This window comes from Capnocytophaga sp. H4358 (assembly GCF_002302515.1).
GTDB lineage: Bacteria > Bacteroidota > Bacteroidia > Flavobacteriales > Flavobacteriaceae > Capnocytophaga > Capnocytophaga canis.
Genome location: NZ_CP022380.1, coordinates 749,832 through 762,231, shown reverse-complemented (window position 1 = coordinate 762,231; position 12,400 = coordinate 749,832). Strand labels below are relative to the sequence as shown.

Genomic DNA, 12,400 nt, shown 5'->3' with positions numbered 1-12,400 from the left:
TTATGCTCTACCGCTCCATTTATATTGGCAATCCAGCGTATTTGAAGTTGAAAGACCAACAGATGAAAATCGTTTGTCCTGAAACCAAAGCAGAGAAAGGGAGCGTTCCGGTAGAAGATTTGGGTTTGTTGATGCTCGACCACTTTCAGATTACCATTTCCCATCAGCTGATACAGTGGCTGATGGGAAACAATGTGGTGATTATCAGTTGCGATGCTCATCATCTCCCACACGGACAAATGCTACCGCTCCACGGAAATGCGATTCATTCCCAACGCATAAAAGACCAGATAGAAGCCAGCGAACCGCTCAAAAAACAGCTGTGGAAACAAACCATAGAATGCAAAATAGCCAATCAAGCCGCTGTTTTGGAACGACTTGGAACTTACTCCAGTCCGATGTATGAGTATCTCAACCAAGTGAAATCGGGCGACACCAGTAATATGGAAGGCATCGCTGCACAGCACTATTGGAAATACCTCATTCACCCCGATTTTTTACGCGAACGCTACGGCGATTCGCCCAATCAGTTTTTCAATTTTGGTTATTCCGTATTGAGAAGTATCGTGGCAAGAGCCATTGTAGAAACAGGTTTACTGCCCGTTTTGGGGATTTTTCACAAAAATAAATACAATGCCTACTGTTTGGCAGATGACCTAATGGAACCTTACCGTCCTTTTGTGGATTTATTGGTCATCCGATGGTTGGAAAAGAATCCTGAAGCCGAAGAACTGACCAAAGAAGCGAAAGCCCATTTTTTGCAAATCGCTACCAAAGATGTGAAAATAGATGAACAGGTGCGTCCGCTATTGGTTGCGGTAAAATCTACCGTTTCCTCTCTTTACAAATGCTATACGGGCGAAAAAAGACAAATTTCTTATCCTAAAATGTTATGAATTCCGAACGATTTAACGCTTATAGAATTATGTGGGTAATGGTTTTATACGATTTGCCAACCGAGACCAAGGCAATGCAAAAAGCAGCTAATCTCTTCCGAAAACGCTTGGAAGATGATGGATTTTCTTTATTTCAATTTTCGATATATACGAGACACTGCCCTAGCCGCGAAAATGCCGAAGTACATATAAAAAGAGTAAAATCGTGTCTCCCTAAATACGGTAAAGTAGCAATTATGTGTATAACAGATAAGCAATTCGGAGAAATCGAATTATTTTATTCACAAGTCAAAGAGAAATTACCTCCCACATATCAGCAATTGGAACTGTTTTAGTAAGTAGATTAAGATAGCTTCTAAATTACGTGTAGTATCTGTATTTAAGACGTGTTGTACTGATTTATATTTTGTTTGTATACAAGGTAAATTCGGTATAGAAGGGCTTATTTATGTAAATCAAAAGGACAAAATAGGAATAAAAAAATGTAGAAAATATACAATTTTTAGATACTTTCCATGTGTTTTTTTTATTGAATAAAAAGGGGCAATCCTTTGATTTTTAGTAGATTGTCCCTTTTGAGGTTGTAACTAATCACAAAGTTACAGATTTTGAAAGGATTTTACAACAATTTCCAAACAAAGCACCTTTGAACCTACGTTGTAACTAATCACAAAGTTACAGATTTTGAAAGGATTTTACAACATTGACTTTGTAACTTAGCTTTTTTCTTGTGTTGTAACTAATCACAAAGTTACAGATTTTGAAAGGATTTTACAACTTGTATTCCTGAACAAAATATTCTTTTGAAGTTGTAACTAATCACAAAGTTACAGATTTTGAAAGGATTTTACAACATAATAGAAAGGATTTTAAAAAATAACATAGTTGTAACTAATCACAAAGTTACAGATTTTGAAAGGATTTTACAACATACATATTAACGTACATTTTCCAAATGTTGTTGTAACTAATCACAAAGTTACAGATTTTGAAAGGATTTTACAACAGAATAAAAAAAGTACCCGTTACAATACTCGTTGTAACTAATCACAAAGTTACAGATTTTGAAAGGATTTTACAACGACGCTATGAAAGTCAGTGATGATAGTTTCGTTGTAACTAATCACAAAGTTACAGATTTTGAAAGGATTTTACAACACGGTCAATAATCTTCTGAATGCGGCCAGGGTTGTAACTAATCACAAAGTTACAGATTTTGAAAGGATTTTACAACCTTTGTTAAAGACGGGCTTCATTGCCAAGGGTTGTAACTAATCACAAAGTTACAGATTTTGAAAGGATTTTACAACAGTTGATAGGTGTATGCCTGCCCGACAATGGTTGTAACTAATCACAAAGTTACAGATTTTGAAAGGATTTTACAACTGTTAGTTTTCATTTTAGATACGTTGTTGGGTTGTAACTAATCACAAAGTTACAGATTTTGAAAGGATTTTACAACTATCAAGAAACAGCAGGAGTTGGAGGATGAAGTTGTAACTAATCACAAAGTTACAGATTTTGAAAGGATTTTACAACGGCGGACAAGATGTATCTCGTCCCTACATTGTTGTAACTAATCACAAAGTTACAGATTTTGAAAGGATTTTACAACACTTTGCTTCTATTTTCTTGTTTTTTTAGTGTTGTAACTAATCACAAAGTTACAGATTTTGAAAGGATTTTACAACTATTGTTTTCCACATGCGCTGGTATTTTATGTTGTAACTAATCACAAAGTTACAGATTTTGAAAGGATTTTACAACCGCTGCGGCAGCGCGCAAGGCCGCAAGGCCGTTGTAACTAATCACAAAGTTACAGATTTTGAAAGGATTTTACAACATATTAAAAGCATTTTTAAAAAGATGTAAAGTTGTAACTAATCACAAAGTTACAGATTTTGAAAGGATTTTACAACGTCTGCAAGAACTTCCACAATTTGAGGGACGTTGTAACTAATCACAAAGTTACAGATTTTGAAAGGATTTTACAACCCATAAAGCTCCGTTAAGTGCAGGGTCTATGTTGTAACTAATCACAAAGTTACAGATTTTGAAAGGATTTTACAACTATTATTAAAGACATATGAAGTCTATTTTAGTTGTAACTAATCACAAAGTTACAGATTTTGAAAGGATTTTACAACACAGATTTATTTTTCACCATCAAGTTCGGAGTTGTAACTAATCACAAAGTTACAGATTTTGAAAGGATTTTACAACAATAATCATAGTGCCGTGGCGGTGGGCTTTGTTGTAACTAATCACAAAGTTACAGATTTTGAAAGGATTTTACAACTAAAGTTGATGAGTGGCAAATTTACTTTCCGTTGTAACTAATCACAAAGTTACAGATTTTGAAAGGATTTTACAACAATGGGGGTTTGAATACGAAGAAAAGCCCGGTTGTAACTAATCACAAAGTTACAGATTTTGAAAGGATTTTACAACGGCGGAATGGATATATCCTTTCCCTACGTGGTTGTAACTAATCACAAAGTTACAGATTTTGAAAGGATTTTACAACTTGGTAGCGTCAAAGTCACAAAAGTAAGTTGTTGTAACTAATCACAAAGTTACAGATTTTGAAAGGATTTTACAACTCCGTATAGTCCTAAATATGCGGGGGGCAAGTTGTAACTAATCACAAAGTTACAGATTTTGAAAGGATTTTACAACATACATATTAACGTACATTTTCCAAATGTTGTTGTAACTAATCACAAAGTTACAGATTTTGAAAGGATTTTACAACGTTATGGATTTCACATTATTGTCTATTAAGGTTGTAACTAATCACAAAGTTACAGATTTTGAAAGGATTTTACAACGCACTTCTGCGTTGATGACTTTTATTGTTTGTTGTAACTAATCACAAAGTTACAGATTTTGAAAGGATTTTACAACAAAATAGTCGTAGTCGTTTCATCGCCCTATGTTGTAACTAATCACAAAGTTACAGATTTTGAAAGGATTTTACAACCTCAGCACTTGCAAAGTTAGCAACCACAGGGTTGTAACTAATCACAAAGTTACAGATTTTGAAAGGATTTTACAACAAAAACAAACATTTTGTAAACAATTTTAGAGTTGTAACTAATCACAAAGTTACAGATTTTGAAAGGATTTTACAACACTACTACGATAAGTTTTTCAGCAGTCTGTGTTGTAACTAATCACAAAGTTACAGATTTTGAAAGGATTTTACAACATAAACTGGGAAATAAAGTCTTTGGAGAAAGTTGTAACTAATCACAAAGTTACAGATTTTGAAAGGATTTTACAACCAATGTCTGGTTCGTCAGATGCTAAACCAAGTTGTAACTAATCACAAAGTTACAGATTTTGAAAGGATTTTACAACTAAAAACGTAAATGTCACTGATTTTTCTGGGTTGTAACTAATCACAAAGTTACAGATTTTGAAAGGATTTTACAACCGGCTTTCCAAATGTATTTTTTGACATTGTGTTGTAACTAATCACAAAGTTACAGATTTTGAAAGGATTTTACAACGGAAAGACAAAAGAGGGTATCATTTTGGAAGTTGTAACTAATCACAAAGTTACAGATTTTGAAAGGATTTTACAACTATATTTTCAGACAAAAATCAATCGTATGGTTGTAACTAATCACAAAGTTACAGATTTTGAAAGGATTTTACAACATCTGTTTTCAAGGCTCAAAAGGTCGGGGCGTTGTAACTAATCACAAAGTTACAGATTTTGAAAGGATTTTACAACTGTTCATTACTGCAAAGCAACGAAAGGTAAGTTGTAACTAATCACAAAGTTACAGATTTTGAAAGGATTTTACAACGCAAAAATTCCGTAGCACACAAAATAATGGGTTGTAACTAATCACAAAGTTACAGATTTTGAAAGGATTTTACAACATTTTGACCTACAAATATAGGGCGCATATTGTTGTAACTAATCACAAAGTTACAGATTTTGAAAGGATTTTACAACTTCAAATCTGAAGCCCCATAAACCGTTTGTGTTGTAACTAATCACAAAGTTACAGATTTTGAAAGGATTTTACAACGCAAGGAGCAGACCCTTACATCTTGATGAGTTGTAACTAATCACAAAGTTACAGATTTTGAAAGGATTTTACAACAATCGAGAATTTATGGTTTCATTCATATATGTTGTAACTAATCACAAAGTTACAGATTTTGAAAGGATTTTACAACAAAAAATAATTACATATGATACTTATTCCAGTTGTAACTAATCACAAAGTTACAGATTTTGAAAGGATTTTACAACGTATTCAATAAAGACGTAATACTTGCAAAAGTTGTAACTAATCACAAAGTTACAGATTTTGAAAGGATTTTACAACAGCAGCACTATCGACAATAGCCAAAGGATGGTTGTAACTAATCACAAAGTTACAGATTTTGAAAGGATTTTACAACTGTATTTATGGATTAGAAATAGAAGCCGAAGTTGTAACTAATCACAAAGTTACAGATTTTGAAAGGATTTTACAACTATTGCGTTATTATAATCTTGCGCTATTTGTTGTAACTAATCACAAAGTTACAGATTTTGAAAGGATTTTACAACTAAATATTAAAACTGGATATGTTTCTTATAGTTGTAACTAATCACAAAGTTACAGATTTTGAAAGGATTTTACAACATACGGATTTACGCAAGATGTTGATTATCAGTTGTAACTAATCACAAAGTTACAGATTTTGAAAGGATTTTACAACTGGATGTGAAAAGGATAAAAAAGAAGATTAGTTGTAACTAATCACAAAGTTACAGATTTTGAAAGGATTTTACAACAAAAAAAGTATCCCAAAGGATTCCCTTACCGTTGTAACTAATCACAAAGTTACAGATTTTGAAAGGATTTTACAACATGAGAAGAGTATGATAACTAAAACAGAAGGTTGTAACTAATCACAAAGTTACAGATTTTGAAAGGATTTTACAACGTTTTACATTACAAATATATAACATTTATTGTTGTAACTAATCACAAAGTTACAGATTTTGAAAGGATTTTACAACTCAAAGTAGTTCAGGACGTTGTTCAAGTTGGTTGTAACTAATCACAAAGTTACAGATTTTGAAAGGATTTTACAACCAACATAAGCATTGATTGGTTATTAACAGGGTTGTAACTAATCACAAAGTTACAGATTTTGAAAGGATTTTACAACACAGGTTTATTTTTTACCATTAGGTTCGGAGTTGTAACTAATCACAAAGTTACAGATTTTGAAAGGATTTTACAACGGTTCAATAACATTCATAATCATCTTAGATTCAACCCCCAAGTGCAATTTTTTATGCCACGAATTTATAAAATAAATAGGAGTATCCCATAATCTGTGTAAGTTGAAAAGTTATTCTGAAATTTTTTGAGCCCTTAAAAGCTCAAAAAAAATTTCGGAAATAACTTTTTAACTATTTTTGACCCATAATTTAAACAGATATGATTAACAAGGAAGAATTGCTCAACAGCAAAGAATTTTACAAGTCATTTAAGACTGCTGAGGACTTGACAGGTTTCTTTAAAGAACTCCACAAAAAAGCGGTGGAACATATGCTCAATGCCGAACTCGACGTTCACTTGGACAACGAAAAACATGACAAAACCAAAGATGGAAATTATCGTAACGGACACACTTCCAAGAAGATAAAAACTTCCTTTGGCGAAGAACAAATCCAAGTTCCTAGGGATAGAGACGGTAGTTTTAACCCAATGTTAGTCCCTAAACGCAAGAACGTTATCGATGGTTTGGAAAACATCATCGTATCGTTCTATGCCAAAGGAATGAGCGTAAGCGACATCGAAGAACAAATCCAAGAAATGTACGGCTTTGAAGTATCAACTTCCACAATATCAAGGATTACCAATGCGGTTACCAATGAAATGGTCGCTTGGCAGAACCGCCCGTTGGACGAGCTGTATCTGATTGTTTGGATGGACGGCATCGTTTTTAAAGTTCGTGAGAACTCAAAAGTTGTCAACAAAACCATTTACCTTGCTGTGGGCTTGAATCGAGAGGGAAAAAAGGAAGTTTTAGGAATGTGGCTCGGAAAGAATGAAAGTTCCGCCTTTTGGATGAGCGTTCTCACTGATTTAAAGGCTCGTGGAGTGGAAGATATTCTCATTACTGCCACCGATAATTTAAACGGATTTACGCAAACCATTCGCACGGTTTTTCCCCAATCACAAACGCAAATATGTGTGGTTCATCAGATTAGGAATGCTTGTAAGTATGTGGTTTACAAAGACAGAAAAGAATTTACAGCCGATATGAAACACATCTATACTGCCCCTAACAAGGAAGCTGCCAAGGTTGCTTTGGAAGATTTTGCCCAAAAATGGGAGTCAAAATACGGCTATGCTATCAAATCTTGGTATGACAATTGGGACGAATTGACCGTATTTTTCGATTTTCCGTTAGAGATAAGAAAAATTATTTACACAACCAATCTTATTGAGAATCTGAATGGTAAGATTCGGAAATACACCAAAAACAAGCTGTCTTTCCCAACAGACGAAGCTGTGCAAAAGTCCGTTTTCTTGGCTTTGAGAGAAGCTACCAAAAAGTGGAGTATGCCTATCCAAAATTGGGGGATTGTCTTGAACCAATTTATGCTTATATTTGCACAAAGACTCAAACTATAAAAACTTAACCCCAACTTTTTAACTTACACACTTAGAGGGATAGTGTCAAATAAATTTTTAGGTTCTTCAAAATCTAATGTTAATCTCGGTCTTCGGTTAATTTTATGTTGAATTTCTTTAATCTTCTCTTTGCTAATTTTCTCAAAATAAGTACCCTTAGGGATATATTGTCGTACAAGTTTGTTGGTATTTTCACTCAATCCTCGCTCCCAAGAACAATACGGATTGGCAAAATAAAAATCACAACTTAATTTCTTGCTAATATACTCATGTTCAGAAAATTCTAATCCATTATCACTGGTAATGGTTTTCACATAATCTTTATAAGGGAGCAAAGCGTATATCATTGCTTTGGCTAAACTTTTTGCATTTTTACCACTTAACTTCCTCATTATTAGAAATTTTGTTTTTCTTTCTACAATCGTCAGAATCGCTCCTTTATGTTCTGCCCCCACGATTAAATCTACCTCAAAATGTCCAAATTCTTCATTAGTCAAAACGATTTCAGGGCGTAAACGAATTGGTTTTCGGTTTTTTATCACTTCTTTTTTGCCTGAAACGGGGCGTTTTCGATGTTTTAACTGATGTCTTAAATATTGATATAAATCTCCTCCTTTTTCCTTGTCTTCTCGGATATATTGATAAATCTTTTCAGTACTTACCATACTTATTTCGTGCTTTTTACAGTAACCTACGATTTGCTGAGGAGACCACTGTTCCCGCCTTATTTTCTCTTCTACAAAAGCTGCTACCTTTGGGGTAAACTTCCTGTTTACGGCAAATCTTTCCTTGCGAATATTGGCTTGTTCCTGAGCGTTTTGAGGGTTATACCCCCCTCTTTTGAGTTTGTTCCTCTTAAGCTCTCTACTGATAGTGCTTTCTGAAACGCCCATTTGCTGAGCAATAAATTTTTGTGATTTATTACATTTAAGATATGCTTTTATTTCGTATCTTTGCTCCAAAGTTAAATGTTTATATTTCATTGTCTTATTTGGTTATTTGACAAAGAAATAACATTTTTTTGAAGGGAGAAAGTTTTTTTACTTTCTCTCTTTTTTCTTTGGGCTAGCCCAAAGAAAAAAGAGAGAAAAACGATCCCAAAAAATTGCACTTACTAATGGAATTTAAGCATAACAGTAGTTGTAACTAATCACAAAGTTACAGATTTTGAAAGGATTTTACAACAAGAAGCCCATTTTGATTACACGTGAATTGGTTGTAACTAATCACAAAGTTACAGATTTTGAAAGGATTTTACAACATCTCGGACGAACAAGCTAAAACGAGTGCAGTTGTAACTAATCACAAAGTTACAGATTTTGAAAGGATTTTACAACATACTTTTGATTGGGGCATAATAGAAGGTGGTTGTAACTAATCACAAAGTTACAGATTTTGAAAGGATTTTACAACTAGATTGCTTATGTTTTACGATAACTTCTTGTTGTAACTAATCACAAAGTTACAGATTTTGAAAGGATTTTACAACGCTGTGAACCAAACAGCAGTACGGTAAGAAGTTGTAACTAATCACAAAGTTACAGATTTTGAAAGGATTTTACAACCGTATAGCTTGTATTAGTGTCTTTCACTAAGTTGTAACTAATCACAAAGTTACAGATTTTGAAAGGATTTTACAACAGGTGTATCCACCCTCCGCAAAACCTTCCTGTTGTAACTAATCACAAAGTTACAGATTTTGAAAGGATTTTACAACTATCCTTAAATATATTTACATAAGGTAACAGTTGTAACTAATCACAAAGTTACAGATTTTGAAAGGATTTTACAACCACTGCGGTTCTCCTCCCATTCCAACTCTTGTTGTAACTAATCACAAAGTTACAGATTTTGAAAGGATTTTACAACCAATTCATTGAGGACTGCGAACTTACGCTAGTTGTAACTAATCACAAAGTTACAGATTTTGAAAGGATTTTACAACTGTGTTGCAAACTTGCCTTTCATTTCTACTGTTGTAACTAATCACAAAGTTACAGATTTTGAAAGGATTTTACAACGATCGGAATACCAGGGATGTTTGCCTTCCGGTTGTAACTAATCACAAAGTTACAGATTTTGAAAGGATTTTACAACTTCGGTGCAGCTTCGTGATATTGGCTGTACGTTGTAACTAATCACAAAGTTACAGATTTTGAAAGGATTTTACAACGCAATTCTTTGAGTAGCATCATCAAAGACTGTTGTAACTAATCACAAAGTTACAGATTTTGAAAGGATTTTACAACTAATAGTCTAATCCACTGATGTCAATCATCGTTGTAACTAATCACAAAGTTACAGATTTTGAAAGGATTTTACAACGAAATATCCCGATTGGGACGAAAGCTCTTTGTTGTAACTAATCACAAAGTTACAGATTTTGAAAGGATTTTACAACCATCAAAGGTATTGCGTAAAGTGTTGGCTGGTTGTAACTAATCACAAAGTTACAGATTTTGAAAGGATTTTACAACTTATCAGTTCCATAGCCGAAAGCGTAGAAAGTTGTAACTAATCACAAAGTTACAGATTTTGAAAGGATTTTACAACGAAAACGTTTCTAACACAATACAATACATAGTTGTAACTAATCACAAAGTTACAGATTTTGAAAGGATTTTACAACACAATTTCCATTTCATTGATAGCTATTTGCGTTGTAACTAATCACAAAGTTACAGATTTTGAAAGGATTTTACAACGGAGGCAAACAAAGATAAATGCGTAGACAAGTTGTAACTAATCACAAAGTTACAGATTTTGAAAGGATTTTACAACCACCTTAGCGGTGTATGACAAAAATGATTTGTTGTAACTAATCACAAAGTTACGGAAAATTGAAAGCAATTTACAACTCTACTGAACAAGTTCAGTTATTGAGTCAGGTTGTAACTAATCACAAAGTTACGGAAAATTGAAAGCAATTTACAACTGGCGGGGCTCAAACCACATACTTCTGTGAGTTGTAACTAATCACAAAGTTACGGAAAATTGAAAGCAATTTACAACTTGTCGGCACTTATAAAATCTTCATCATCTGTTGTAACTAATCACAAAGTTACGGAAAATTGAAAGCAATTTACAACTAGGATGCACAATACAACCAACAGCACCGAGTTGTAACTAATCACAAAGTTACGGAAAATTGAAAGCAATTTACAACTGCCCGTATAGCTTCGGGCGACATTGTCGGGTTGTAACTAATCACAAAGTTACGGAAAATTGAAAGCAATTTACAACCATTCCTTTGATAAGTCCTACCAAATGCCTGTTGTAACTAATCACAAAGTTACGGAAAATTGAAAGCAATTTACAACTGCTCTTTCTTTGAGAATTGGTTTTGCCCGGTTGTAACTAATCACAAAGTTACGGAAAATTGAAAGCAATTTACAACCGGTCATCGATGGAAAGAAGCGAACCCGCAGTTGTAACTAATCACAAAGTTACGGAAAATTGAAAGCAATTTACAACTAATCTCCGCTCGAGGCTTCTTTGATGATAGTTGTAACTAATCACAAAGTTACGGAAAATTGAAAGCAATTTACAACACAAAAAAAAGACTGCCAAAACTGCCAAAAGTTGTAACTAATCACAAAGTTACGGAAAATTGAAAGCAATTTACAACGAAATGATACTATAAAATTATGTTTGCTCAGTTGTAACTAATCACAAAGTTACGGAAAATTGAAAGCAATTTACAACGCTACGGGTGTCGTTAGGATTATCCGAGAGGTTGTAACTAATCACAAAGTTACGGAAAATTGAAAGCAATTTACAACCCGAGCAAATTATACAGACACTGCACAAGAGTTGTAACTAATCACAAAGTTACGGAAAATTGAAAGCAATTTACAACCCCGTTGTATCACTTCAAAACAGAACGTATGTTGTAACTAATCACAAAGTTACGGAAAATTGAAAGCAATTTACAACCAACCACAGGCACAGGTAACGTACCTTTGGGTTGTAACTAATCACAAAGTTACGGAAAATTGAAAGCAATTTACAACTTGGTATCCTGTTGAAACGAAAACAAAAACGTTGTAACTAATCACAAAGTTACGGAAAATTGAAAGCAATTTACAACTATGACAACCAATATGCCCAAATGCTAAAAGTTGTAACTAATCACAAAGTTACGGAAAATTGAAAGCAATTTACAACAAGAAATCTTGACAAAGAAAAACAACCGTAGTTGTAACTAATCACAAAGTTACGGAAAATTGAAAGCAATTTACAACCGCTTTTTCTTTGTGATGAAAGTCAATCAAGTTGTAACTAATCACAAAGTTACGGAAAATTGAAAGCAATTTACAACCTTAACCATAGAAGACACACCGAGAACGTGGTTGTAACTAATCACAAAGTTACGGAAAATTGAAAGCAATTTACAACCGGAAGTGCCTCATTATCTTTGTATGTTAAGTTGTAACTAATCACAAAGTTACGGAAAATTGAAAGCAATTTACAACAGGCTATGGTAAGAAAACATACAAAGTACTGTTGTAACTAATCACAAAGTTACGGAAAATTGAAAGCAATTTACAACAGTTCGTTAATAATGTCAGATGCCAACATCGTTGTAACTAATCACAAAGTTACGGAAAATTGAAAGCAATTTACAACAATAATGTAACTTCCATAGCTTACTTTTTTGTTGTAACTAATCACAAAGTTACGGAAAATTGAAAGCAATTTACAACACCTAACATTTTGATACAAAATCCTTTAATGTTGTAACTAATCACAAAGTTACGGAAAATTGAAAGCAATTTACAACCACCAAAACCGAAACGCACACTTACACGGAGTTGTAACTAATCACAAAGTTACGGAAAA

4 protein-coding genes and 3 CRISPR repeat arrays (1 of these 7 running past the window's edge) are annotated in these 12,400 nt (G+C 33.5%); of the genes, 3 read left to right on the top strand and 1 reads right to left on the bottom strand.

Annotation, left to right across the window (positions count from 1 at the left end; genetic code table 11):
* Nucleotides 1-2: 2 nt before the first annotated feature.
* The 3 genes from cas1 (at nt 3) to CGC49_RS03180 (ending at nt 7,558) form a co-directional block, all read left to right on the top strand.
* Nucleotides 3-896 carry a type II CRISPR-associated endonuclease Cas1 gene (gene cas1 / locus CGC49_RS03195; RefSeq protein ID WP_095911831.1) on the top strand — a complete coding sequence of 298 codons (894 nt, stop codon included), beginning with the start codon at nt 3-5 and terminating at the stop codon, nt 894-896.
* Nucleotides 893-1,231 (top strand): CRISPR-associated endonuclease Cas2, encoded by a 339-nt coding sequence (gene cas2 / locus CGC49_RS03190; RefSeq protein ID WP_095911830.1) that lies wholly within the window; start codon nt 893-895, stop codon nt 1,229-1,231. The genes cas1 and cas2 overlap by 4 nt, the downstream gene beginning before the upstream one ends.
* A 245-nt stretch (nt 1,232-1,476) precedes the next feature.
* Nucleotides 1,477-4,031: a CRISPR direct-repeat array (repeat unit 46 nt; unit sequence GTTGTAACTAATCACAAAGTTACAGATTTTGAAAGGATTTTACAAC).
* Nucleotides 4,032-6,355: 2,324 nt separating this feature from the next.
* Nucleotides 6,356-7,558 carry an IS256 family transposase gene (locus tag CGC49_RS03180; RefSeq protein WP_095893597.1) on the top strand — a complete coding sequence of 401 codons (1,203 nt, stop codon included), beginning with the start codon at nt 6,356-6,358 and terminating at the stop codon, nt 7,556-7,558.
* 23 nt (nt 7,559-7,581) lie between these two features.
* On the opposite strand, the gene CGC49_RS03175 is transcribed toward CGC49_RS03180, so the two are convergent.
* Nucleotides 7,582-8,541 carry an IS30 family transposase gene (locus CGC49_RS03175; RefSeq protein ID WP_095911828.1) on the bottom strand — a complete coding sequence of 320 codons (960 nt, stop codon included), beginning with the start codon at nt 8,539-8,541 and terminating at the stop codon, nt 7,582-7,584.
* A 156-nt stretch (nt 8,542-8,697) separates the two neighbouring features.
* A CRISPR array of direct repeats spans nt 8,698-9,427; the repeat unit is 46 nt; unit sequence GTTGTAACTAATCACAAAGTTACAGATTTTGAAAGGATTTTACAAC.
* A gap of 942 nt (nt 9,428-10,369) precedes the next feature.
* A CRISPR array of direct repeats spans nt 10,370-12,400; the repeat unit is 47 nt; unit sequence GTTGTAACTAATCACAAAGTTACGGAAAATTGAAAGCAATTTACAAC; it runs 18 nt beyond the window's last position.

Excerpts from the sequence above, each read along its gene's own strand:
- CGC49_RS03180 (WP_095893597.1), top strand. The coding sequence starts at position 6,356 with ATGATTAACAAGGAAGAATTGCTCAACAGCAAAGAATTTTACAAGTCA.
- CGC49_RS03175 (WP_095911828.1), bottom strand. The coding sequence starts at position 8,541 with ATGAAATATAAACATTTAACTTTGGAGCAAAGATACGAAATAAAAGCA.
- cas1 (WP_095911831.1), top strand. The coding sequence starts at position 3 with ATGCTCTACCGCTCCATTTATATTGGCAATCCAGCGTATTTGAAGTTG.
- cas2 (WP_095911830.1), top strand. The coding sequence starts at position 893 with ATGAATTCCGAACGATTTAACGCTTATAGAATTATGTGGGTAATGGTT.